The organism is Nocardia sp. NPDC003183 (genome assembly GCF_053590715.1).
The window spans coordinates 19,921-44,080 of the sequence record NZ_JBSFTG010000010.1 but is presented as its reverse complement, the minus strand read 5'-3'; the positions used below and the strand labels follow the sequence as shown (position 1 = coordinate 44,080).

The window sequence follows — 24,160 nt, the reverse complement described above, 5'->3', positions numbered from 1 at the left end:
CGCGGCGAAAAAACTCTAAGCTCGGTGCGTGGCGACAACAGAGCAGCGAGAACCGATTCGGGCTTCGCTGGACAAGCAACCCCACGAGGTCGCGTCGATGTTCGACGGTGTGGCGAAGCGCTACGACCTCACCAATACGGTCATCTCCGGTGGCCAGGACCGGTACTGGCGGTGGGCGACGCGACGTGCTCTCGCGCTGCGTCCCGGCGAGCGGGTCCTCGACCTGGCCGCGGGTACCGGCGTCTCGACCGTGGAACTCGGCAAGTCCGGCGCCTGGTGTGTGGCCGCCGACTTCTCTCAGGGGATGCTCGCGGCGGGCCGGTTCCGGCAGGTGCCGATGGTGGCCGGCGATGCGATGGCGCTGCCGTTCGCCGATGATTCGTTCGACGCGGTGACCATCTCGTTCGGGCTGCGCAATGTCGCCGACATCGATCTGGCACTGCGCGAGATGCTGCGGGTGACCAAACCGGGCGGCCGGGTGGTGGTCTGCGAGTTCTCCACACCGGTGTTCGGACCGTTCCGCACCGTGTACATGGAGTACCTGATGAAGGCGCTGCCCCGGGTGGCACGCGCCGTGAGCTCCAACCCGGACGCGTACGTGTACCTGGCCGAGTCGATCCGTGCCTGGCCGAACCAGCGCAGGCTGGCCCGCCGGGTCGCGGACGCCGGCTGGGACTCGGTGCAGTGGCGTGACCTCACCGGTGGTGTGGTGGCACTGCACCGCGGCTACAAACTGGGCTGAAACACCGGCGGCGGCGGGGGTGAGTCCGGTCACCCCGACTCGTCCGTGGTCGTGCGCCGACAGCCCGGAATGCGCCCTGATCAGGGGTGATATTCGGGCCGTATCCTCACCGTCGGGATTTCGTCTTGTGAGGTCGATTGTCACCTGGACATAACGTTCGGTAAATCGAGCGCAACGACCGATGCGGATGATCGAGTCATGACAGGGGAAGCGGACGGCCGCGGCACGGACACTGTGCGTACACAGTGCTCGTATTGTGGCGTCGGCTGCGGCATAAACGTCCAGACAAAGACTGATCAGTCTGGTGCGCGGTTGATCGCGAAGGTCAGCGGCGACAAGCTGCATCCGGCGAACGCGGGCAGGCTGTGCACCAAGGGCGCCACCCACGCGGAGATGATGGCCGCGCCCGGCCGGATGGACACCGCCTACCGGCGCCCCGAACGCGGGCAGGTCCCCGTCCCACTGCCGGTCGACGAGGCCGTTCACGAAACCGCCACCCGCCTGCGCGCGATCCTCGACGAGCACGGCCCCGACGCGATCGCCCTCTACGTCTCGGGGCAGATGTCGCTGGAAGCCCAGTACTTGGCCACCAAACTGGCCAAGGGCTACCTGCGGACCAAACACATCGAGGCCAACTCGCGCCTGTGCATGGCCAGCGCCGGCACTGGCTACAAGCAGTCGCTCGGCGCGGACGGGCCGCCCGGTTCCTACGACGACTTCGAACACGCCGACCTGTTCCTGGTCAGCGGCGCGAACATGGCCGACTGCCACCCCATCCTGTATCTGCGTATGGCCGACCGGCTCAAGGCGGGCGCCAAGCTGATCGTGGTCGACCCACGCCGCACCGATACCGCCGCGCGCGCCGATCTGTTCCTGCAGATCGCACCGGGTACCGACCTCGCCCTGCTCAACGGGCTGCTGCACCTGCTGGTCACCGACGGTGCGATCGACACCGACTTCATCGCCGAGCACACCGAGGGCTGGGATGCGATGCCCGAGTTCCTCGCCGACTATCCCCCGGACCGCGTCGCGGAACTGACCGGCCTCGCCGAAGCCGATATCCGCACCGCGGCCACGATGATCGCCGAAGCCGACGAGTGGATGTCGCTGTGGACGATGGGGCTCAATCAGTCCACGCACGGCACCTGGAACACCAACGCGCTGGTGAACCTGCACCTGGCCACCGGCACCATCTGCAGGCCGGGCAGTGGGCCCTTCTCGCTCACCGGCCAGCCCAACGCCATGGGCGGCCGCGAGATGGGTTACATGGGCCCCGGCCTGCCCGGGCAACGCAGCCTGCTCTCCCCCGCCGACCGCACCTTCGTCGAAACCGCATGGGATCTGCCCGACGGCACCCTGCGCACCGAGTCGGGCCCCGGCACGATCGACATGTTCCGCGGGTTGGCCGACGGTGAGATCAAGGCCGCGTGGATCATCTGCACCAATCCCGTGGCCACCGTGGCCAACCGCAAAACGGTGATCGCGGGCCTCGAGGCGGCCGAGTTGGTCGTGGTGCAGGATGCCTACACCGAGACCGCGACCAACGCCTACGCCGACCTGCTGCTGCCCGCCGCACTGTGGGCCGAAGCCGATGCGGTGATGGTGAATTCGGAGCGCAACGTCACCCTGTTGCAGCAGTCGGTCGACCCGATCGGCGACGCGCGACCGGACTGGCTGCTGATCGCCCAAGTCGCCACGGCGATGGGTTTCCCCGGCTTCGATTTCGCCTCCAGCGCCGAGGTGTTCGCCGAGCTGCGGCAGTTCACCAACCCGGCCACCGGCTACGACCTCAGCGGCATGAGCTACGAGCGCCTGGCACAGGGGTCGATGCAGTGGCCGTGCAATGACGCGGATACCCCGCGCAACCCGATCCGCTATCTCAACGACGGCACCCATCAGCCGCTGCACACGGCGGCCGACGGCACCACGCCGCGGCTCGCTTTCGCTACAGCGAGCAGGCGCGCGGTGTTCTTTCCCCGCCCGCATATGCCCGCCGCCGAACTGCCCGACGACGACTATCCCTTCCTGCTCAATACCGGTCGGCTGCAGCATCAGTGGCACACGATGACCAAGACAGGCAAGGTCGCCAAGCTGACGAAGCTGAACGGCGAGCCGTTCGTCGAAGTTCATCCCACCGACGCCGAGAAGCTCGATCTGAAGCCGGGCGATCAGCTCGAGATCGCGTCGCGCCGGGGCCGTGCTGTGCTGCCGGTGCGGATCAGCGACCGGGTACGACCTGGTGATTGCTTTGCTCCTTTCCACTGGAATGACGAACAGGGCGAATACCTGACGATCAACGCGGTCACTAACGACGCGGTAGATCCGGCCTCGTTGCAGCCGGAGTTCAAGGCGTGCGCGGTGGCGCTGCGCCGGGTCGGCCCGGCCGCCACACCTGAGCAAGCACCCCCGCACCCCGCGCAGCTGCCCGCCCAACCGGCCGCGCATCCACTGGCCGGGATCCTCGGCCTCGACGCCGGCATCTCCCCCACGCTCAGCGAGACCGAGCGCATCTATCTCGGCGGTTACCTCGCCGCCCTGCAGTCGCTACCGGTGACCGGGCAGCCGGTGCTTCCGGTGAGCGCACCGTTGTCGACACAGTCACGCCTGTGGGTCGACGGACTGCTGGCCGGCATGTACTCCCGCAACGCAGGCGCCGCCACCGAAGCCACCAACAGCCCCGACTCCCACCCGGTCACCGTCCTGTGGGCCTCCCAGACCGGCAACGCCGAAGAACTGGCCGCCACCGTCGCGGCCCGCCTCTCGGAGGCGGGACTCACGCCGTCGTTGCTCGACATGGATTCGTGCGAGCTGACCTCGATCACCGGTGACGTTCTCCTCGTCACCAGCACCTTCGGTGACGGTGGCCCGCCGGACAACGGTGCCGACTTCTGGACCAGGCTCGAAGACAGCATCATTCGCCTCAACGGTGTTCGGTACGCGGTGTTCGCACTCGGCGATTCCTCCTACGACGACTTCTGTGGCCATGGCCGCAAGCTCGACACCCTGTTCGCCGAACGTGGCGCGAAGCGACTGCTGGCGCGGGTGGACAGCGAGCCCGATTTCGCCGACACCGCCGATCAGTGGCTCGACGATGTCCTGATCGCGATCACCAGCGGATCGCCCGACGACGGCGGTCCGACCGGTGGCGCTCCGCGCGGCCGCGATGCCTCGCTCGTCGGCGCATCGAACGGCTGCGATTCGATCGGCACCAGCAACGTTGCCCGGCACGCCGATTCGGGCCGTGCGATGCCGTCACCGGCCGGTCGCGGTGGAACGACCGTGCTCGACCGGCAACTCGCGCCTGCCCGAGCGAAGCGCGCCGCCGCCGCTCCGTTCACCCGCCAGTCGCCGGTCCGCGCCACCCTGATGCGCAACGAGATCCTCAGTGCACCCGGCTCACCGAAAGAGGTGCGGCGCTTCGGTTTCGACCTGCACGACCTCGACGCCGGGTACGAAGTGGGCGATTCGCTGGGCGTGCTGCCCGCCAACTGTCCGGATCTGGTCGACGAATGGCTCACCTGCACCGGACTCGACGGCCGGCGCGTGATCGAGGTCGACGACCGCGAACTCACGCTCACCGATGCCCTGCGCACCCACTACGACATCACCAAGGTGAGCCAGGACCTGCTCGGCTTCATCGGCGAGCGCAACCCACACCCACAGCTGGCCAAGCTGCTGCGTCGCGACAATCGCAATGAGCTCGCCTCCTACCTGTGGGACCGCCAGGCGGTCGACGTGCTGCGTGACTTCCCGGTACGCACCGATCTCGTCGACTGGCTGGGCGCACTGAAAAAGCTGCAACCACGCCAGTATTCGATCTCCTCGAGCCCGTTGACCACGCCCGACGAGGTGCAGCTGACGGTCGGTGTCGTCCGCTACGGCGACCCGGTGGGCACCTCGGCACGGCGCGGTGGGGTGTGCTCGACGTTCCTGGCCGACCGGGGCACGACCGAGGTGCCGATCTTTCTGCAGCGGGCACCTCATTTCCGTCCGCCGTTGGACCCGAACGCCCCGATGATCATGGTGGGGCCGGGTACCGGTATCGCTCCCTTCCGCGGTTTCCTGCACGAGCGCCGGGCCATCGGCGCGACCGGTCGCAACTGGCTGTTCTTCGGCGACCAGCACGCCGCCCAGAACTTCTACTACCGCGCCGAGCTCGAAGACATGTTCCGCTCCGGTTTCCTCACCCGGCTCGACCTCGCCTTCTCCCGCGATCAGCGCGAGCGGGTCTATGTCCAGCACCGAATGATCGAGCACGGCGCCGAGCTGTGGTCGTGGCTGCGCGACGGCGGCCACTTCTATGTCTGCGGTGATGCGGCCCGGATGGCCAAGGATGTCGACGACACCCTGCTGCGGATCGCCCAGATTCACGGAAAGCTGGACGAGGCCGGCGCGCTGGCCTTCAAGAAGCAGCTCGTCGCCGAGAAGCGGTACGTGCGCGACGTGTACTGATCCGATCAGGCCGCCGCGTGGATCGTCGGCGGGTTGAGCCGGGCGAAGTCGGGCAGCCGGTGGTACGGGTAGTAGGGGTACGGGGGTGTCGTCGCACTCGCCGCATCGAGCGCGGCCAGGTGTTCGGGGTCGAGCTGCCAACCGACCGCACCGAGGTTCTGGCGTAACTGCTCCTCGTTGCGGGCGCCGATCAACACCGTGGCGACCGTGGGCCGGGTGAGCAGCCAGTTCAGCGAGATCTGCGGGACGCTGCGGCCGGTTTCGGCGGCGATACGATCGAGCACCTCGACAACGTCGTAGAGCCGTTCGTCGTCGACGGGCGGACCCGCCTGAGCCGTCTCGTGCAGTCTGCTTCCCGCCGGAAGCGGTTGTCCGCGACGGATTTTGCCGGTGAGCCTGCCCCAGCCGAGCGGACTCCAGATGATGGAGCCGACGCCCTGGTCGGCACCGAGCGGCATCAGTTCCCATTCGTAGTCGCGACCGACCAGCGAGTAGTAGACCTGGTGCGCTACCGGCCTTTCCAGGCCGAGAGCCTCGGCGGTAGCGAGTGTTTTCATCAGTTCCCAGCCGGCGAAGTTGGAGACGCCGAGATAGCGGATCTTGCCTGCCCGCACCAGATCGTCCAGGGCTGTGAGTGTTTCCGCCAGCGGCGTGCCCGCGTCGAAGGCGTGCAGCTGGAACAGGTCGAGGTAGTCGGTGCCGAGACGGCGCAGCGAGGCGTCGACGGCGCGGATCAGCCTTGCGCGGCTCGAGCCCGCCTCGTGTGGGCCGGGGCCGGTGGGCAGCGCCGATTTGGTCGACAGCAGCACCTGTTCGCGCCTGCCCTTGATCGCCGCGCCGAGTACCTCCTCCGACGCGCCGTCGGAATAGACGTCGGCCGTGTCGAACAGGGTGACGCCGGCCTCCACGCTGATGTCGATCAAGCGCCTGGCCTGCGCGGCATCGGTATCACCCCATGCGCTGAACAGCGCACCGCGACCGCCGAAAGTACCCGCGCCGAAGCCGAGTGCCGGAACGAGAAGACCAGATGCGCCGAGCCGTCGGTACTCCATGAGAGCTCCTAAAGGGTCTATAGTTTCGTTAACACGACCGACAGTACACCCGATGCGCGCTAAATGAAACAGGAGTTCCGTTATGGACCACGGCATCGCTTGGCCGGGCTCCGTTCGGCCTGGTGGACGCACCGCCCGGGTGCGCGAGTCCGTCCTGGAAGTGGCCGGTGATCTGCTGGCGGACCGCGGATTCGCGCACCTCGACCTGACCGAGGTCGCCACCGGTGCCGGGGTCGGCAAGACAACCGTCTACCGCCGCTGGCGCACGCCCGCGGGGTTGGTCGCCGATCTGCTCGTCGACATGGCCGAGCAGTCACTGCCCCGCGCCGACACCGGCTCACTGCTCGACGATCTGACCGCGAACGCCCGCCTGGTGGCCAAGACTCTCGCCGACGGTCGCCAGAGCAACCTGTTTCGCGCGGTCATCGCGGCCGCCACCTGCGACGATGCCACCGCCGCCGCGCTGCACACCTTCTACGACACCCGGCTCAACGAATGGGCGCCGTGTGTCGAGGCCGCCGTCATCCGTGGCGAGGCGCCCGTCGGCACCGACCCGCGCGCCGTGCTCTCCGCGGTCTCCGCGCCGCTCTACTACCGATTACTGGCCAGCGGCGATCCCATCGACGACGACATCGCCGACCGATCGGCCCGGGCCGCCGCCATCGCCGCCGCCGCGGGGACATTCGTCATCGCCGCGGAGAGCCTCGACGACTGAACGCCGGGGACAACGGAGCGCGGTGCTAGGCGACCGCCGGGGAACGCCAGGCCGGGTCGCGACCGGTGAGACCGAGCAGCCGATCGAAGGCGGGAGCGTCGGCCGGGATCTCGACGACCGGGCCGAACAAGCCGGGAGTGCCGGCGGGGTCGGTCTCGCGCAGGAACTCGTGCAGGATCGCGAGGTCCGCGGGGGCGACGGTCACATGCTGTCCGGTGGCGACGGCGAGATCCCACGCGTGGATGGTGATCTCGTCGAGCGCGACGATCGCCATGACCGCGGCGGGCAGCTCCACTCCACCGGCCTCGGTGTCACCCTCCCATGCCTCGGGCACGCGCCACACCGACGTCAACGTCTCGAGCTGCGCGGCGATGCGAGTGCGCCAGTCATCGGGCAGCGGGCTGTCGGAACCGGCGGGCGGTGGCACGGACCGGCCGATCGATTCCTTGGTCGCGGCCTGGCGGAACGCCTCGGTCAGCCCGACCACGTGGGCGAGCAGATCGCGCACCGTGGACTCGGCGCACGGCGTCGGGTCGGCGAGCTGGTCGTCGGTGATGCCGTCGACGACCGCGGCCAGCGATCGGGCGGCTGGTTCGAAATCGAACTGTGGTTCCATGAGCGCTCCTCAGCGATGGCAGGTGGCTGCACTCATGCAGACGACACCGTCGCCGGAAAGTCATCGGTGCGGGTTGCCGCGGGCACCGGATCGGCGCACCCTGGACAGCGCAGGACCCGATCAGCGTCACATCACGTCCGAGGCTCAACCGATCGAGCAGGCCGACGAACGAGGAGCACCGATGATCGACTACGAAAGCTCTCGCCCACTGGACGAGGTCCCCGAGGCCGATCGCGTCGAACAGGAACAGTCCGCCTTTCGCGATGACGACCCCGACGATCCCGCCTACTCCGACGCCGCCGACTACACCGACGAGATGGCGGCCACCATCGCCCGTGAGGCCGAGACCGCGAATCCGGCGGACGTGATCGAACAGACCATCCCCGTCCCTTTCGACGAGGGCGGCGAGGAGTTCACCGTCGCCGAGGAAGGCTGACCGGCGCGACAGCGTTCGATCGCCGTTCGCGCACGGCCGCGGCGAGGGCGGAGGTTCGCCTAACCGGCGATCTTCGCCCGCAGACCCGCGTGCAGTTCACGCAGGCTGGAACGCTCGGTCGCCACCTCGAGCACCCGCAGACCGTGCGCGTCGGCGGCCAGTTCCACGGCCAGTTCGGCGGGATCGAGCTGACGGTGCGGGATGCGGTAGGCGGCGCACAGCGCGGCCAGATCCATGCCGTGCGGTGTGCCGAAAACCCGCTCGAACACACCCGCGTACTGCGGATCGCCCTGTTCGAGCAGCTCGAAGATGCCGCCGCCGTCGTCGTTGGCGACGACGATCGTGAGGTTGTCCGGACGTGGTTCGCCACGACCGATCAGCAGACCGGACGCATCGTGCAGAAACGTGAGGTCACCCATCAGCGCCACGGTGCGGCCCGGATGCGCCAGCGCGGCACCGACGGCACCGGAGACCGTGCCGTCGATCCCGGCCACGCCGCGATTGGACAGCACGCGGATACCCGGCCGTGGATGCGAGACCAGGGCGGCGTCGCGCACCGGGTTCGACGCACCGAGCAGAAGCTGATCGCCTTCGCGTAGTCCGTCCATGACCACGGCCGCCACATGCAGGCCGGTCGCCTTGGGGTGCGCGGCCAGCTCGGCCCGCACCACCGATTCGGCCTGCTGGTTCAGTTCGGAGCAGCGCGCCAGCCACGCGGGCGCGGGCGCGCCGGTGGTCACCGCGCGAGTGCCGGTGCCGACGACATTGCCGGAGACATCGGGCCAGCGCGGACCGGTGGTGAGCGCGAACACGGTGACGTCCGGATCGGCCAGCACGCGCGAGACCTGCCGGTGCAGGGTGGGGCGACCGGTGATGATCGCCTGGGTGGGCTTCAGCAGCGACAGCGCGAGCGGATGCAGGGCGGGGCCGTGCATCGGCGCGGTCGGCTCGGCCACCGTCGGCAGCGCGGCGAGTTCGGGCAGCAGCCGGGCGCCGTGGCCGGAGATGACGACGGTGTCGGGCGTCAGATCGATGTCGAGCGGCACGTCGAGGGTGGCGTACTGGGTTGCCGTCCACGGCCGGTCGCCCTCGCGGCCGAGGGGCAGCGGGTCGTCGGACAGCTCCGGGACCAGCGGTTCCCGCAGCGGAATGTCGAACTGGACCGGACCCGCGTTGCCGGAACGGGTTCCGCGCGCGGCGGCGAGCACCCGGCACACCGACGAACGCCACACACTGTTCTGTCGCGGGTAGGCCGACTCCCCCGCTTCGGCTTCGGCCAGCCCGAGGCTGATCGTGGCACGCACCTGAGAGCCGAACAGCCCGAGCTGTTCCACCGTCTGATTGGCGCCGGTACCGAGCATCTCGTAGGGCCGGTTGGCACTGACGACGATCAGCGGCACCCGCGCGTAGTTGGCCTCCAGGACCGCCGGGCCCAGGTTCGCCACCGCGGTGCCGGAGGTCATCACAACCGGAACCGGCCGCCCCGACGACACCGCGAGACCGATCGCGAGAAATCCCGCGGTGCGCTCGTCGACGCGCATGTGCAGCCGCAGCTCGCCGGCCGCGTCCGCCGCCTGCAGCGCGAAGGCCAGTGGCGCGTTACGCGATCCGGGGCACAGCACCACTTCGCGGACGCCGCCGCGGACGAGCTCGTCGACGACCACTCGAGCCTGCGCAGTAGACGGATTCACAATCACAGCCTGTCAGACCGGCGCGCACCCGTCTGCCCCCGGCCCGCGTTGCGTGCGTCACCGAGCCGGGCGGCGTATCGATTTACGAACGCCTCAACCAATTACCGAAGAGCCGGACAGCTATTGATATCCAGCAGCAATCGATATTCATGAAATCGCAAAGAGAACAACAAAAGAAAGAAATCCGGCGACGAGCAAGACGCCCGCCGCCGGAATTTCCGCCAACCCGGTAAAAGGCCGGCCGAACGAAGAGTCAGCTCACTCCGCGGGGGCGGTGAGATCCTGGATGCCCGTGATGGACTCGATGATGTTGAGAACAGCGGAGGTGGCGCTGTCGGCAGCGGCGCTGCCCGACTCGAGCACGCCGGAACCCGAGGACGAGCCGGTCAGCACGTCAGCCGAGCCGGTGGAGGCCTCGGCGGAGCCGGTGTCGGCGCTCGCGACGGCGGGACCGAAGAACATGACAGCGGCGGCAGCGGCAGCACCGGTGGCGGCGAGGGTCTTGCGAGAGATCATGTGAGCAAACTTCCTTTCGACCTGTGCAATGCAGTCACTTGAAGCAATTCACCTTTCGAATCGCTTGATTGGCAACGTAACCGATAAGGCCGGGTAGTTGTCAATCGCGAAGATGACGCACGCGCATATGACGAATTCGTGGCAACCCGCAATTATCCTGGCGTTCACCGGAGCGGTAATATTCCTCACACAGACCGACCCGGAATTTACCGCCGACCGGGAATCGATGTGTCCGCCACCACCGCACACCCCTGTTGCGTGAGGGTGGTCACCCACGAACGCGAAAAGGCCGGTGCGGTTCGGTTACCCGAACTCACACCGGCCCAATCGGACGATCGCGGCGAGGGCTACCTCGCCTTACCGCTCAGCCTGCGTGCTTCTGCACCAGATCGCCGACGCGCGGCAGTGCCTCGATGACGTGCTTCTTGGCCGAACCACGCATCGACGAGTACACCTTCTTCAGCGCAGGCCGGGTGGACGACTCGGCGCGGGCGTCGGTGACGGCCAGCAGCGACTCGGCAACCTCATCGGACTTCGCGGCCAGCAGATCGGCGAAGGTGCCGGTGCCGGAGGTGGTGAACTCCGCCCAGTACGGCTGGAGCTGATCGAGCAGTTTCGGCGCCAGCGACGCGAGGCCGTCGGGAACGATGGTCGGGCTGATCTTCTTGACCGCCGCGTAGCCACCCTTCACTGCCAGGCCGGACGCACCACCTTTGTCCGAGACCTCGGCGTCGAGCACCTCGACGGCGTCAGCAAGGAAAGCCGGACGCTTGGCGTCGTCGAGCAGGGATTCAGACAGTGCTGCAACCACTTTCAGGTTCCTCCGGATCGGTTCGATGTACGAGCAGGCGCAACTATACGCATCGGGTGCTCAGAGTATGCGGCGACCGCTCGAGCTGCAGTGTTACGACCTCGTACCGCGACGTCGGAAGGTAGGGCAATAATCGTGGTCGTGACTTTCGATCCGAAGCTGTGGCAGCCCGTCCCCGGGTTCGAGGACCTGACCGACATCACCTATCACCGCCATATCGAGCAGGGCACGGTGCGGGTCGCGTTCGACCGGCCCGAGGTCCGTAACGCATTCCGTCCGCACACCGTCGACGAGCTGTACCGCGCGCTCGATCACGCGCGGATGAGCCCCGACGTGGGCGCTGTGCTGCTCACCGGCAACGGTCCGAGCGAGAAGGACGGTGGCTGGGCGTTCTGTTCCGGTGGTGACCAGCGCATCCGCGGCCGCAACGGCTACCAGTACGCCGACGGCGAGACCGCCGACACGGTCGACGCGGCGCGCGCGGGCCGACTGCACATCCTCGAGGTGCAGCGGCTGATCCGTTTCATGCCCAAGGTGGTGATCGCGCTGGTCAACGGTTGGGCGGCGGGTGGCGGGCACAGCCTGCACGTGGTCTGCGATCTGACGCTCGCCTCGCGCGAGCACGCGCGGTTCAAGCAGACCGACGCCGACGTCGGTTCGTTCGACGGTGGTTACGGCAGCGCGTATCTGGCGAAGATGGTGGGCCAGAAGTTCGCGCGCGAGATCTTCTTCCTCGGCAGGCCGTACACGGCCGAAGAGATGCACCAGATGGGTGCGGTGAACAAGGTCGTCGATCACGACGAGCTGGAGAACGTCGCGCTCGAGTGGACCGCCGACATCAACGGCAAATCGCCGCAGGCGCAGCGCATGCTGAAGTACGCGTTCAACCTGCTCGATGATGGCCTGGTCGGTCAGCAGCTGTTCGCGGGCGAGGCGACTCGCCTGGCGTACATGACCGACGAAGCGGTCGAGGGCCGAGACTCGTTCTTGGAGAAGCGCAAGCCCGATTGGACGCCCTACCCCTGGTACTTCTGAGAACGGACACCCCATGGAGATTCTCAACAGCCGGATCATCGTGCGTCCCAGCGACTACGGTCGCACGCTGGCGTTCTACCGCGACAGCCTCGGCTTGGCGATCGCACGGGAGTACCCGGGCGGCACGGTGTTCTTCGCCGGGCAGTCGCTGCTCGAGGTCGCCGCACACGGTGGCAGCGGGCAGGCAGGCAGCTTCGACGGCGCGATCTGGTTGCAGGTGCGCGATGTCGAGGACGCGGCGGCGGAGTTGGCGCTGAAGGGAATCGAGATCGAGCGCGCACCGGTGCTCGAACACTGGGGTCTGTGGGAGATGTGGGTGCGCGATCCGGACGGGGTCGCCATCGTGCTGGTGCAGGTTCCCGCCGAACATCCGATCCGGCGGGATCAGCGCTGGTCACCGGAGTGAGAGGGCTGTGCCCGCGGCCGAGCCGAGTTGCCGATGACGGCTCGGCCGCGCACGATAGCTGCGAGCAAGCGCCCGACCGACGCCGTCCGGACCGCAGTGCGAGTGGTGTTGTCCATCTACTGAATCGCAGTCGCTATGTCTGGCTTTCCCGACCCGTTTCCCGACAAACCGACCCGTTGGCCGGGTCTTGTCGGTCGCATGACACGATCGAAGCCGTGAGGGCGCGCGGCAAGCTGTTTCCGGAGGTGGTGGGCATGAGGGAGCACAGCGAGCGAATCATGTGCCAGCGCGCGATGCGCACGGTGCGGCCGAGCGCCAGCGAGGCCGCGGCGTGAGCAGAACCCTGCGGACGCTGCAGATGCCGACCGGCGCCGGGGTGAGCGAAGTGATGCCCCACCTGCGCCAAGCCCTCGACGGCAGCGGCCCGGCGTGGCTACCGATCCCGACCACCGATCGCCGGGAGGCGCGCAGACTCTCCGACGCGCTCAAACCGGGCGATCCGATCGATGACGATGTCGCGCTGGTCGTGACGACCTCGGGCACCACCGGTATCCCCAAGGGCGCGCTGCTCGGCGCCGAGGCACTGCGTGCCAGCGGTAACGCCACCCACGACCGTCTCGGCGGGCCGGGCAGTTGGCTGCTGGCGCTGCCCACCCATCACATCGCCGGTATCCAGGTACTGCTGCGCAGCATTCTCGCCGGTACCGAGCCGACCGTGCTCGACGTGTCGGGCGGATTCCTGCCCGAGGCGCTGGCCGGCGCTGTCGGCGCGATGCGCGGACCGCGTCGCTACACCGCGCTGGTACCCACCCAGCTGATCAAGTCGCTGGATTCGCCGATAGCGGCCAAGGCGCTGGCCGAACTCGACGGTGTCCTGGTCGGCGGTGCGGCCACGCCCGCGCCGGTGCTGGACCGGGCACGCGACCTCGGTATCACGGTGGTTCGCACGTACGGGATGAGCGAGACCTGCGGCGGGTGCGTCTACGAGGGCGTGCCGCTCGACGGCACCGAGGTGCGGATCGAGGACGGTCGCGTCATTCTGGGCGGTGCGATGATCGCGCGCGGTTACCGCAATCTGCCCGACCACCCGGCCTTCGCCGAGCCCGGCTGGTTCCGGACCGAGGACGCGGGCTCCTTCGACGACGGTGTGCTCTCGATTTCGGGCCGCCTCGACGAGGCGATCATGACCGGCGGACTGCTGGTGATTCCGCAGGTGGTGGAGGCTGTGCTGGCCAACCACCCCGGTATCCGCGAATGCATCGTGCTCGGCCTGCCCGATGAACGGCTGGGTCAGCGGGTCGCGGTCGCGATCGTGCCGACACCCGGTGCCGCGCCGACGCTGGACGAAATACGTGCCCACGTGGTGGCCGAACTCGACTCGATCGCCGCACCGCGTGAACTGGCCGTCCTGTCCGAAATCCCGCTCCGCGGCCCCGGCAAGCCCGACCGTGCGGCCCTGCGCACGCTCCTGCTGGCCGAGTAACCCCACGACGACAGCGCTGCGCAAGGGGCGTGCAAGTCGGGGTGGGCACGGTAGTGCTCATGACTTACACACCCACTTCATCCCTCGCCGTCGAGGCGGACGGGCTGGTCAAGGTGTTCGGGAAGCAGCGGGCGGTCGACGGGGTCAGCCTGACGGTGCCGCGCGGCGCTGTGTACGGCGTACTCGGACCGAACGGCGCGGGCAAGACCACGACCATCAAGATGCTGGCGACCCTGCTCCGCCCCGACGGCGGTAGCGCCCGGATCTTCGGCCGCGACGTCGTGGCCGAACCGAACGCGGTGCGCTCGCTGATCGGCGTCACCGGCCAGTACGCCTCGGTCGACGAGGAACTCACCGCCACCGAGAACCTGATCATCTTCGCCCGCCTGCTCGGCCTGAGCAGGGGCGATGCCCGGCGCAAAGCCGTCGAGCTGCTCGAGGAATTCGACCTCGTCGAGGCCGCGTCCAAGCCGTTGAAGAACTTCTCCGGCGGTATGCGCAGGCGCCTCGACCTCGCTGCCAGCCTCATCTCCACCCCGCCCCTGCTGTTCCTCGACGAGCCGACCACCGGCCTCGATCCCCGCACCCGCGCGCAGATGTGGGACACCATCCGCAGGCTGGTCCGCGAGGGCGCGACGGTGCTGCTCACCACCCAGTACCTCGACGAGGCCGACCAGCTGGCCGACCGGATCGCGGTGATCGACCGCGGCAAGGTGATCGCCGACGGCACCGCCGACGAGCTCAAGGCCTCCATCGGCGGCGCGTCGGTCCACCTGACCCTGGTCGATCCCGAGCAGCTCGACGAGGCCCGCCGCATCGTCGGCGACTTCCTCGACGTGAGCGCGCAGATCAGCCCCGAGGCGGGCAGGCTCACCGCGCCGCTGCCCGACCCGAATCTCACCGCCGACCTGCTGATCCGGTTGCGCGACTGGGAGATCGGGGTCGAGGAGATCACCGTCAGCAAGCCGACGCTGGACGAAGTCTTCCTCACCATCACCGGCCACCCGGCCGACGAATCCGACGACACCGAACGGAGCGCGGCATGACCGCAGTTCTCACCGCTCCCACAGCCATCGACGACATTCCCCAGGCCAGCGACCGAATCAGCCTGCGCGACACGATCTCCACCTCGTTCACGATGGCCTATCGCGGCCTGCTCAAGATCAAACACAATCCCGAACAGCTCTTCGACGTGACGGTGCAGCCGATCCTGTTCACGGCGCTGTTCACCTACATCTTCGGCGGCGCGATCTCGGGCAGCGTGTCCGGCTACCTGCCGGTGCTCATCCCGGGCATTCTCGTGCAAACCGTGGTGCTGACCTCGGTGGTCACCGGCACGCAGTTGCGTGAGGACATGGACAAGGGCGTGTTCGACCGCTTCAAATCCCTGCCCATCGCCCGGGTCTCGGCACTGTCCGGTGCGCTACTGGCCGACATGGTGCGCTACGCCATCGCCTCGACGCTGACCGTGCTGGTCGGGCTCTGCCTGGGCTACCGGCCAGGCGGCGGTCTGGTCGGGGTTGTCGCGGCCTGCCTGGTGGTCGTGGTGTGCTCGTTCGCGGTCAGCTGGATCTGGGCGCTGGTGGGCGTCACCGGCAAGAGCGCCGCGTCGGTGCAGGGCATCTCGATGATGGTGATGTTCCCGCTGACGTTCATGTCGGGCGCCTTCGCCCCGGTGAGCACCATGCCGGGCTGGATGCAGGGTCTCAACCACGTCAACCCCGTGTACTACATGGTCAATACCTGCCGAGAACTGATGAACACCAACAGTTACGGCACCGACCTCGTCTGGTCGCTGGTCGGATCACTCGTAGTGATCGCGATCTTCGCGCCACTGGCGGTGCGGGCCTACATGCGCCGCGCCTGAACACCGCTCCTCCGCAACGGCATCCGATCCAGTGGGTCGGATGCCGTTGTCGTGTCAGTGCAGTCCGGCGATGATCTCGACGATGCGCTTCGCGGCCTCGAGACGACGCGTACCCGCCGCGCGATGCAGGGCCGCGTCCATCGCGGCATCGCCGACGACACCCCGGTGCAGGGCGATGTGGGCGGCCAGCTCCATCGAGGGGCCGTCCTGCCTGGCCACCGATGTCCTTGCGAGGGTGAGCAGTTCGAGACCGTCGGCGCGCCCGGACTCGGTGGTGAGCAGGTAGGACCCGAGCCCGCACGCGACCGCCCCGATCTGCGGTAGGTCGATGTACTGCGCCAACCGCTGATCGGCGGTCTCGATCAGCTCGGTCGCCAGACCCGCGGCAGCGGATGCCCGGCCGTGGAGCACATGGGCACTCAGGGTGGCCGCCGCCACCATCAGCGAACCGGGGCCCGGCGTCGGTTCGAAATCGGGCCACCCGAGTAGCTCGAGCCCGCGGCGGTAATGGCGGAGCCCGGCGTCGACATCGCCCTCGGCGAGTTCGAGTTCGGCGAGCGCGGTAGCGGCGTTCGCCAGCCGGTGGTTACGGCGAACCATGGGGTCGTCAACGGGGCTGACACCGGAATCGTTCGGTCGCACGATGAAGTCGAGTTCGGCACGCGCCTGCTCGAGGTGCCCGCCGCCGACCAAAGCGGCGGCCAGGTAGCAGCGACTCTCCATGATCTCCTCGTGCACGCGGAGCTCGCCCATCAGCTCCAGCGTGCGGCGGTAATACTTCACTGCGTCGTCATAGTTCGCGGACTGGCCGGACAGCTGGGCCAGGTGCTGGCACACTGTCGCCGTCCCCCACACCTCCGCCGGATCCATGTCGTCGAGGGTGCGGAAGGAGTCGCGGGTCGAGCCCGCGACGTTGCCGCCGTTCTCCCAGAAGTTGGCTCGCGCCACCAGCGCGGCGACCCGGACCTGCTGATGGTGTGAACGCGCGCCCCGGGCGAACAACCTGCCCAACCGGAACGGCTCGGGCCGCAAGGTGATCACCGTACCGAGGAAGTACAGGCCCGGATCGAGAACAGGGTTGGTCAGCAGCCGCCGCGCACGGGTGCGCACGATCGCCGTCGCGCGGGTGCCACCGTCCTTGAGGAACAGCATGTGCAAGCAGGTCAGCAGATGCGCGATCATCTGCAGGTCGGCGTCCTCGGCCGAGGACGGTGGCGGCGGCGCGAGAGCGACCAATCGCATTGCCCACCCGGTGAATTCCAGGTGCGCGCCGCGCATCACCCAAACCATCGCGACCACCGGGAAGACCGAGTACGCGGTCGGCGCGTCGGCGCGATCGACAGCGGAGCGCAGCACGGCGACCAGGTTGTCCAGGTCGGCCGACACCGCGAGCACGGACCTCACCTGACCGCCGCCGCGGTAGTCGCGGAACGACCCCAGCGCGAATTCCCTGGCCCAGCAGAACATCCTGTCGAGCACGAGCGCGGATTCGGCGCCATCGGTCACCGCGTCGACGGTGGCGATCTGTTCGGCGCCGAACTCACGGACCGTTTCGAGCATGCGATAGCGGATGCCCGCGCCGTCGGGGTCGTCCAGAACGGTGAGCAGGGACTGGGCGACCAGCCCGTCCACCGCGACAGCCACATCCGTGCCCGCCGCGACCACCTCGGCCGCGGCCGCGGTGAACCCGGCCGGGAAACGGCTCAGCCTGCGCAAGGTCACCTGCTGATCGGGGTCGAGGAGGTTCCAGCTCCAGGCGATCACCGCGTGCAGCGTGCGATGCCGGTGCGGCGCGGACCGATCACCGCTGCGCAACAGGGCGAAACGATGGTCGAGCCTGGTCTCGATCTCGGCGACGCTCATCGTGCGCACCCGCGCGGCGGCGAGCTCGATCGCCAGCGGGAGACCGTCGAGGGTGCGGCACAGCCGGGCCACGGTGTCGGGGTCGAGGCGGACATCGGGGCGTACCGCCCTGGCGCGAGCCGAGAACAGGTCCGTGGCAGGCGAACCGGCCGCGTCGATCGCCAAAGGAGCTAGGGGATAGACGGATTCGGCGGTGATCGACAGCGGCGAACGACTGGTGGTGAGCACGGTCAACTGGGCGCAACTGCCGACGAGATCGGCGACCACCTCAGCCGCGGCATCGATCACGTGCTCGCAATTGTCCAGGATCAGCACCATCGGCCGCGCCGCGAGCGCCTCACGCAGACGGGTGCTCACGTCCACGCGCACGCCCGCCCGGATGGCACCCGTCTCCCGCATCTCACCCAGGCCGATCACCTGCCCGATGGCGACCTCGATGTCTTTGCGCGATTGCGGTCCGGCCTCCGATTCGGGCTGCACCGAGGCCAATTCGACGAGTACCACCGGCACCGAACCGGCCATGCGTTCACCCACCGCGTTGGCGACCCTGGTCTTGCCGGTGCCGCCTGGTCCGAGGACGGTCGTCACTCGGGAGCGCCGTGCCAGGTCAGTGATCGCGTCGAGATCCACTGTGCGACCGAGTAGTTCGTTGGGCGCTGCGCGTAGTCCGACGGCGGTGCGCGGTGTGGGGCTGCCCGGGCCGCGCCGGTCGGTGGCCGCGGTATCTCCAGCGCCGGCCGCGGACTGGGAATCGGCGGTCTCACCGGAGTCGTTTCCGGTGGCGCCGACCGGCCGGCCGCGCTGACCGGTCCCCACCCCGTCTGCGACCCCGGGGCCGGCTCCCCCACCGTCGGAGCTCCCGGCGTCGCTGCCCGACCGGCCGGGCCGGTCGCCGTTGACGCCGACCGACGACCCTGCGCCGGCGGATCGGCCGCTGGTCGTCGCGGCACTCGGACCCGACTGGACGCGGTGTTGTGGTGCGCGTCCGGGCAGCTCGATCGGTTCTCCGCGGAGGACGGCGGTGTTGAGGGCGAGGAGGGTGGGGCCCGGGTCGGCGCCCAGTTCTTCGATCAAGCGTAGGCGGTAGGCGGCGAAGACCTCGAGGGCTTCGCTCGGCCGGCCCGCGGCGGCGAGGACCCGGATCAGGGTCGCGTGAGCGGATTCGTCCAGCGGGTTGGCTACGACCGCGGCGCGGGCGAGGGGAACGGCGTCGGCCACGTCGCCGTGCGTGAGGTGGGCGGTGAGTTCGGTGTGATCGAGGCGGCGGCCCAGGTCGGCGGCGGCTGTGCGCAGGTCGGCGGCCGGGGCGGAATCGGGGAGATCGGCGCCCGGTTCACCGCGCCACAGCGTCCGGGCCAGCGCGATCGCGGCGAGGCTGTCGGCGACGTTTCCCTCAGCCAGGTGTTCATCGGCTCGGCGGGCGAGCGCGGCGACCGCGGTGAGGTCGACGCTGTCGGCGGGCAATCTCAGCCGGTAACCGGCCGGGCCGATCTCCAGTGCGCCGTCGGGCAGCATCGCCCGCAGGCGCGAGACCTGCGTGTGCAGCGCGTTCATCGGTGCGCGGGGTGGTTGTTCGCCCCACACCTCGTCGATCAGCGTTTGGGCGCTCCGAGCCCGCCCTGGATGCACTGCGAGGGCGGCCAGCAGCAGCCGGGCGCGGGCGCCGGGTAGCGCGATCACGGCGTCGTCGCGGCGGATCGCGATCACGCCGAGCACCCCCACGACAACGCGGGAGAGTGCCTCGGAGGGCGACCCCTCGGGGCCGCGATGCTGTACAGACATGCCGGATGTCATCGTAGGCGAGGGCGGCGACGGGTTCCCGGTTCGCGCCCCAGCGCGACACCTCCGACGTTGTGTCCCGCGATTTTGTCCCCACCTCGCTTTAGGCTCACGCACATGGGCAACTTCGAGGTGTCGCGGCGCACCGTCATCGCCGCTGAACCGGCACGGATCCACGCACTGATCGACAACTTCCGCCAGTGGCGGCTGTGGTCGCCGTGGGAAGACGCCGACCCGCAGCTCGCCCGTACCTACACCGGCCCGGAATCCGGCGTCGGCGCCCGCTACGCCTGGCGGGGCAACCGCAAAGCCGGTGCGGGCGTGATGGAGATCAAGGCCGACGCCGAACGCGAGGTCGGCGTGGAGCTCACCTTCGAGAAACCGTTCAAAGCCACCAATTTCGTCACCTTCACGCTCGCTCCGGTTGCCGGTGGCACCGAGGTGACCTGGCAGATGACCGGCACCCACTCCGGGCTGATGGGCGTGCTCGGCAAGGTGTTCCCGATCGACAACCTCATCGGCAAGGACTTCGACAAGGGACTGGCCCGGCTCAAGACGGTCGCCGAGTCCACCCCGGCCTGACCGCGATCAGGCGCCCTCCGGCCGTGCGCGAGGGGCTCCAGGAGCGGGGAGCGTCCGTGTCGGATTAGGCTTCGATCCATGGCTACAGCAGCGGAATGGATCGAGGGCGCCCGACCGCGGACGCTGCCCAACGCGATCGCGCCGGTACTCGCGGGCACCGGCGCTGCCGCATCCATCGACGGGGCCGTCTGGTGGAAAGCAATTCTGGCGCTGCTGGTTTCGCTGGCGCTGATCGTCGGGGTGAACTACGCCAACGACTACTCCGACGGCATTCGCGGCACCGACGACGTGCGGGTGGGCCCACTGCGCCTGGTCGGCTCGAAACTGGCCTCCCCCACAGCTGTTCGCACCGCCGCGGTGCTCAGCCTCGCGATCGGCGCGGTCGCCGGCCTCGTGCTGGCCGTGACGACCGCGTGGTGGCTGGTACTGATCGGCGCGCTGTGCCTGGCGGGCGCGTGGTTCTACACCGGCGGCAGCAAGCCGTATGGCTACAGCGGTTTCGGCGAGATCGCCGTGTTCGTGTTCTTCGGGCTGATCGCGGTGCTCGGCACCCAGTACGTGCAGGCGCTGCGGGTCGACTGGGTCGGCCTGCTGCTCGCGATCGGCGTCGGCGCGTTCTCCAGCGCGGTGCTGGTGGCCAACAACCTGCGTGACATCCCGACCGACACCGAGTCGGGCAAGGTCACGCTCGCGGTGAAACTCGGCGATGCGCGCACCCGCACCCTGCACCTGGTGTTGCTCGCGGCGCCGTTCGTGATCAGCCTCGCGCTGATCGCGCGCACGCCATGGGCGCTGGCCGGACTGCTCGCGTTGCCGCTGGCGATCCGGGCCAACGCCCCTGTGCGCACCGGTAAGGGCGGGCTGGAACTGATTCCCGCTCTCCGCGATTCGGGGCTTGCCCTGCTGGCTTGGTCGGCGCTGAGCGCGCTGGCCGTCGGGCTCGCGGGCTAGTCGCCGTCGGGCACCAGAATGCCGAGCACCCAGTTGACCAGCGTGATGATCAAGCCACCCCACAACGCCGCCCAGAAACCGTCGACGCGAAGGCCGTAGTCGGTGAGCTCGGTGATCTTGGCGGTGAGCCACAGCATCCCCGCGTTCACCACCAGCAGGAACAGGCCGAGCGTGAGGATCACGAACGGCAACGACAGGAGTTGCACGATCGGCTTGATCACGGCATTGACCGCCGTGAACACGAGCGCGACGATGAGCAGGACCAGGGCCTTGCCCCAGTTACCCCACTCCGCTGACCACTCTGGCGGCACGTAGATATCGATCTTGTCGATCCACGCGGCCGCAGCCCAGATGGCTATGGCGTTGATGACCAACCGGATTGCTAGTTGCATGCACGCAATGCTAGGCCGGGAAACGGACATTGCGGCGGGTCTGACACACACCCGATGTGGAATTCACGCGGCGCGGTCGAGCATCGCGTAGAGATCGGCGCGTAGGCCGGACACCGCGTCGCGGCCGCCGAGCAGGTCGGTGGTGGCCGGGTCGGCCCCGCGCAGGATGCCGAGCAGCAGGTAGGTCGAGGAGATCTCCCGATCCTTGCGGTGGATCGCCTCGCGCAGCGCGAGTTCGAGCGACTTCTTGGCCGTGCTGGTGAACGGGATGTGCCCGGAGCCGAGCAGTCGGCCGAACATGCCGCGTTTGGCCTCCGGTTCGGCCTGGTCCCAGGCCTGCGAGCCGAAGTTGTCGGCGATGCTGGCCTGCACAGCATCCAGGTCGATGCCGATCGAGCGCAGGGCCTGCGCGTCATCGGCGCCCAGCGGCGGCTCGCTCGTGCGGGCGGCGAGGGCGGCGCGCACACCGCCGGCGGTGATGCCGCGCGCGTCGAGCACCGCGCGCAGGTCCGGTTCGGCGTTCGACAAGGTGCCGAGCAGCACATGCTCCGGCCCGATCCGCTTCGCGCCCAGCTCCTTGGCGTCGTCCTGGGCACCGACCACCGCGACTCTGGCCTCGCGGCTGAATTTTTCGAACATCAGCGGGTTCCACCTTTCCGGTTGTGTTTCTGATGGACCGCTTGCTTACTCACCTCGAGCGCCTCGGCGATGGCCTGCCACGACCAGCCGTTGGCTCTGGCATTGGCGACCTGGATGGTTTCGAGCCGGTCGGCCAGCCTACGCAGGGCGAGCACCGCGCGCAGCCCGACGGCGGGGTCGGGGTTGCCTGCCGCTGAGGCGAGGGTTGTTGCATCGGTCATGACGTCAATTTTGCTTGACGACAGCCGCGTTTGTCAACAAAAATTGACATCGCTGAGCGCGAACAGACCCGGAAAGGGTGTGGCGGGGTTGTCAGCCGTTCCAGCGGCCGGTGGTGGCGAATTCGGTGAGAATCTCGGTCGGGCCGGTCAGATCCATGTTCTGGGCGGCCACCCAGACGTCGTCGAAATAGGTGCCCGCGTACCGGTCGCCGCCGTCACACAGGAGCGTGACCACACTTCCGCTGCGACCCGCCGCGACCAGCTCGGCGACGAGGTGGAAGGCGCCCCACAGGTTCGTGCCGGTCGAACCGCCGACGCGACGGCCCAGTGCGGCGCTCGCATGACGGGCGGTGGCGATCGAGGCCGCGTCGGGAACCACGATCATCCGATCGACCACCTGGCCCACGAACGACGGCTCCACCCGAGGACGGCCGATTCCCTCGATGCGCGACGGCATTCCGGTCTCATAGCCCGCGTCGCCCGACTCGTAGCCACCGTAGAACGCCGAATGCTCCGGGTCCACCACGGCCAGCCGCGTCGCGTGCCTGCGATACCGGATGTAGCGCCCGATCGTCGCGCTGGTGCCGCCGGTACCCGCACCGACCACGATCCACTCCGGCACCGGGTGCTTCTCCAGCGCCAGCTGTTCGAAGATGGACTCGGCGATGTTGTTGTTGCCACGCCAGTCGGTGGCCCGCTCGGCATGGGTGAACTGATCCATGAAATGCCCGCCGGATTCGGCGGCGAGACGCTTGGCCTCGGTGTACATGTCCGGTGGTCGATCGACGAAATGACATCGGCCACCCTGCGCTTCGATGAGCGCGACCTTCTGCGGCGACGTGCTCGCGGGCATCACCGCGACGAAGTCCAGACCGAGCAGCTTCGCGAAGTAGGCCTCGCTCACCGCCGTCGAACCCGACGACGCCTCGACCACCGTCGTGCCCTCGGTGACCCAGCCGTTGCAGATCGCGTACAGGAACAGCGACCGTGCCAGCCGGTGCTTGAGACTGCCGGTGATGTGGGTCGACTCGTCCTTGAGATAGAGCTGCACCGGCCAGTCGGCGGGCAGCGGATACCGCAGCAGGTGGGTGTCGGCGGAGCGCTGCGTGTCGGCGTCGATCAGCCGGACGGCATTGTCGACCCAGTCACGCGGGGCGCTGCGATCGAGGTATTTCACGCCGAGGCGCCGTCGTCGTCACCCCGCAAGCGGGCCCGCAGCTGCGCCTTGTCCTGGCGGCGGCGCGCGTCGACCACGGCGATGTCCTCGTTCACCTTCACCCGCAGCTTCTTGAACAACGTCAGCGACAGCGGCATCGCGACGATCAGCGCGAACAGCGCCGCGACGATGACCGGCACGTCGACACCGATCAGCTTGGCCACGCCTACGATCAACGCGGCGATCACCACGACCAGCCCGAGACGAGCCAGCGTGTAGAGCGCGAGATTGCGGACCAGCCGCTTCCCTGCGCCAGGACCCTGCTGACCTGTTGCTTCACTCACGACTACAGCGTAGCCCGGCGCGAATCTCGCCGATGCGGCCCCGTTCGCGGCTTTTGTCTATTACTTCCCCTTTACCAACAGTAGGTGGTTCGACTACATGGGGGTCGCAGTGCGACGATGACGCCACTGATGAGGGAACTGTCGAGAACGGAGAGGTTAGCTATGACTGCGATCACCGTCGGCCTTCAGGACACTCTGCTGACACCAGGCCAAGTGGCCGCCATGTTCCACGTAGATCCCAAGACCGTCACCCGGTGGGCCCATGCGGGCAGACTCGGCTCACTGCGTACACCGGGCGGACATCGCCGTTTCCGCGAGTCCGAGGTCCTGCAGTTGCTCAGATCACTGACCACCGAGGCAGCACCCCGCTGACTCACCGGCCGACGCGAGCCCACCGCGGGCTCGCGTTCG

General features: G+C 68.4%; 23 protein-coding genes. 12 read left to right on the top strand and 11 right to left on the bottom strand.

What is annotated here, in order from left to right; translation table 11 throughout:
• The first annotated feature begins 28 nt into the window (after nt 1-28).
• On the top strand, nt 29-742 hold the full coding sequence (locus tag ACWDXS_RS25115; RefSeq protein WP_378990977.1) for a demethylmenaquinone methyltransferase: 714 nt from the start codon (nt 29-31) through the stop codon (nt 740-742).
• Between the two features lie 198 nt (nt 743-940).
• Complete coding sequence (locus ACWDXS_RS25110) at nt 941-5,194, top strand: molybdopterin-dependent oxidoreductase (RefSeq protein WP_449969223.1); 4,254 nt, start codon at nt 941-943, stop codon at nt 5,192-5,194.
• A 5-nt stretch (nt 5,195-5,199) separates the two neighbouring features.
• On the opposite strand, the gene ACWDXS_RS25105 is transcribed toward ACWDXS_RS25110, so the two are convergent.
• Entirely contained in the window at nt 5,200-6,246 is a 1,047-nt protein-coding gene (locus ACWDXS_RS25105) for an aldo/keto reductase (protein WP_449969220.1), read from the bottom strand.
• An 82-nt stretch (nt 6,247-6,328) separates the two neighbouring features.
• On the opposite strand from ACWDXS_RS25105, the gene ACWDXS_RS25100 reads away from it, so the two are divergent.
• Nucleotides 6,329-6,961: a TetR/AcrR family transcriptional regulator C-terminal ligand-binding domain-containing protein gene (locus ACWDXS_RS25100; RefSeq protein WP_449969217.1), complete on the top strand. Its 633-nt coding sequence runs from the start codon at nt 6,329-6,331 to the stop codon at nt 6,959-6,961.
• Nucleotides 6,962-6,986: 25 nt separating this feature from the next.
• On the opposite strand, the gene ACWDXS_RS25095 is transcribed toward ACWDXS_RS25100, so the two are convergent.
• Entirely contained in the window at nt 6,987-7,577 is a 591-nt protein-coding gene (locus ACWDXS_RS25095; protein WP_449969215.1) for a TIGR03086 family metal-binding protein, read from the bottom strand.
• A 181-nt stretch (nt 7,578-7,758) separates the two neighbouring features.
• On the opposite strand from ACWDXS_RS25095, the gene ACWDXS_RS25090 reads away from it, so the two are divergent.
• Nucleotides 7,759-8,013 (top strand): hypothetical protein, encoded by a 255-nt coding sequence (locus ACWDXS_RS25090; RefSeq protein WP_378990986.1) that lies wholly within the window; start codon nt 7,759-7,761, stop codon nt 8,011-8,013.
• Between the two features lie 59 nt (nt 8,014-8,072).
• Here the strand turns inward: ACWDXS_RS25090 and menD are convergent, their stop codons facing one another.
• The 3 genes from menD to ACWDXS_RS25075 form a co-directional block, all read right to left on the bottom strand.
• The gene (gene menD / locus ACWDXS_RS25085) at nt 8,073-9,704 is read right to left on the bottom strand and encodes a 2-succinyl-5-enolpyruvyl-6-hydroxy-3-cyclohexene-1-carboxylic-acid synthase (RefSeq protein ID WP_449969211.1); all 1,632 of its coding nucleotides are present in this window, start codon (nt 9,702-9,704) and stop codon (nt 8,073-8,075) included.
• Nucleotides 9,705-9,962: 258 nt separating this feature from the next.
• Nucleotides 9,963-10,220, bottom strand: a complete 258-nt coding sequence (locus ACWDXS_RS25080) for a hypothetical protein (protein WP_378990990.1) — start codon at nt 10,218-10,220, stop codon at nt 9,963-9,965.
• A 364-nt stretch (nt 10,221-10,584) separates the two neighbouring features.
• Nucleotides 10,585-11,031 carry a DUF6918 family protein gene (locus ACWDXS_RS25075; RefSeq protein WP_056814402.1) on the bottom strand — a complete coding sequence of 149 codons (447 nt, stop codon included), beginning with the start codon at nt 11,029-11,031 and terminating at the stop codon, nt 10,585-10,587.
• 141 nt (nt 11,032-11,172) lie between these two features.
• Here ACWDXS_RS25075 and ACWDXS_RS25070 point away from each other — a divergent pair, with 141 nt between their 5' ends.
• The 5 genes from ACWDXS_RS25070 (at nt 11,173) to ACWDXS_RS25050 (ending at nt 15,822) form a co-directional block, all read left to right on the top strand.
• Entirely contained in the window at nt 11,173-12,066 is an 894-nt protein-coding gene (locus tag ACWDXS_RS25070) for a 1,4-dihydroxy-2-naphthoyl-CoA synthase (RefSeq protein WP_056816187.1), read from the top strand.
• 13 nt (nt 12,067-12,079) lie between these two features.
• Nucleotides 12,080-12,472: a VOC family protein gene (locus ACWDXS_RS25065; RefSeq protein ID WP_379312388.1), complete on the top strand. Its 393-nt coding sequence runs from the start codon at nt 12,080-12,082 to the stop codon at nt 12,470-12,472.
• A gap of 358 nt (nt 12,473-12,830) precedes the next feature.
• Entirely contained in the window at nt 12,831-13,955 is a 1,125-nt protein-coding gene (menE, locus tag ACWDXS_RS25060) for an o-succinylbenzoate--CoA ligase (protein ID WP_379312391.1), read from the top strand.
• A 59-nt stretch (nt 13,956-14,014) separates the two neighbouring features.
• Nucleotides 14,015-15,001, top strand: a complete 987-nt coding sequence (locus ACWDXS_RS25055) for an ATP-binding cassette domain-containing protein (protein ID WP_378990992.1) — start codon at nt 14,015-14,017, stop codon at nt 14,999-15,001.
• Nucleotides 14,998-15,822, top strand: a complete 825-nt coding sequence (locus ACWDXS_RS25050; protein ID WP_378990994.1) for an ABC transporter permease — start codon at nt 14,998-15,000, stop codon at nt 15,820-15,822. Before ACWDXS_RS25055 ends, ACWDXS_RS25050 begins: the two co-directional genes overlap by 4 nt.
• A 54-nt stretch (nt 15,823-15,876) precedes the next feature.
• Here the strand turns inward: ACWDXS_RS25050 and ACWDXS_RS25045 are convergent, their stop codons facing one another.
• A complete protein-coding gene (locus ACWDXS_RS25045) occupies nt 15,877-19,467 on the bottom strand; it encodes an AfsR/SARP family transcriptional regulator (RefSeq protein ID WP_449969206.1) in 3,591 nt (1,196 codons plus the stop codon).
• A gap of 114 nt (nt 19,468-19,581) precedes the next feature.
• On the opposite strand from ACWDXS_RS25045, the gene ACWDXS_RS25040 reads away from it, so the two are divergent.
• The gene (locus tag ACWDXS_RS25040; RefSeq protein ID WP_449969203.1) at nt 19,582-20,046 is read left to right on the top strand and encodes an SRPBCC family protein; all 465 of its coding nucleotides are present in this window, start codon (nt 19,582-19,584) and stop codon (nt 20,044-20,046) included.
• A gap of 78 nt (nt 20,047-20,124) precedes the next feature.
• A complete protein-coding gene (locus ACWDXS_RS25035) occupies nt 20,125-20,997 on the top strand; it encodes a 1,4-dihydroxy-2-naphthoate polyprenyltransferase (protein ID WP_387445687.1) in 873 nt (290 codons plus the stop codon).
• On the opposite strand, the gene ACWDXS_RS25030 is transcribed toward ACWDXS_RS25035, so the two are convergent.
• The 5 genes from ACWDXS_RS25030 to ACWDXS_RS25010 form a co-directional block, all read right to left on the bottom strand.
• Nucleotides 20,994-21,389, bottom strand: a complete 396-nt coding sequence (locus tag ACWDXS_RS25030) for a phage holin family protein (protein WP_378991002.1) — start codon at nt 21,387-21,389, stop codon at nt 20,994-20,996. The genes ACWDXS_RS25035 and ACWDXS_RS25030 overlap by 4 nt on opposite strands.
• 63 nt (nt 21,390-21,452) lie before the next feature.
• Nucleotides 21,453-22,028: a Clp protease N-terminal domain-containing protein gene (locus ACWDXS_RS25025; protein WP_387445685.1), complete on the bottom strand. Its 576-nt coding sequence runs from the start codon at nt 22,026-22,028 to the stop codon at nt 21,453-21,455.
• Nucleotides 22,028-22,249 (bottom strand): hypothetical protein, encoded by a 222-nt coding sequence (locus tag ACWDXS_RS25020; protein ID WP_019049431.1) that lies wholly within the window; start codon nt 22,247-22,249, stop codon nt 22,028-22,030. The genes ACWDXS_RS25025 and ACWDXS_RS25020 overlap by 1 nt, the downstream gene beginning before the upstream one ends.
• A 91-nt stretch (nt 22,250-22,340) precedes the next feature.
• The gene (locus tag ACWDXS_RS25015; protein WP_449969197.1) at nt 22,341-23,426 is read right to left on the bottom strand and encodes a PLP-dependent cysteine synthase family protein; all 1,086 of its coding nucleotides are present in this window, start codon (nt 23,424-23,426) and stop codon (nt 22,341-22,343) included.
• Entirely contained in the window at nt 23,423-23,749 is a 327-nt protein-coding gene (locus ACWDXS_RS25010) for a DUF4229 domain-containing protein (protein WP_378991009.1), read from the bottom strand. Before ACWDXS_RS25010 ends, ACWDXS_RS25015 begins: the two co-directional genes overlap by 4 nt.
• A gap of 162 nt (nt 23,750-23,911) precedes the next feature.
• Between ACWDXS_RS25010 and ACWDXS_RS25005 the strand changes: the two genes are divergently transcribed.
• Nucleotides 23,912-24,121, top strand: coding sequence for a BldC family transcriptional regulator (locus ACWDXS_RS25005; RefSeq protein ID WP_056814442.1), 210 nt, complete (start codon nt 23,912-23,914; stop codon nt 24,119-24,121).
• Nucleotides 24,122-24,160: the final 39 nt, after the last annotated feature.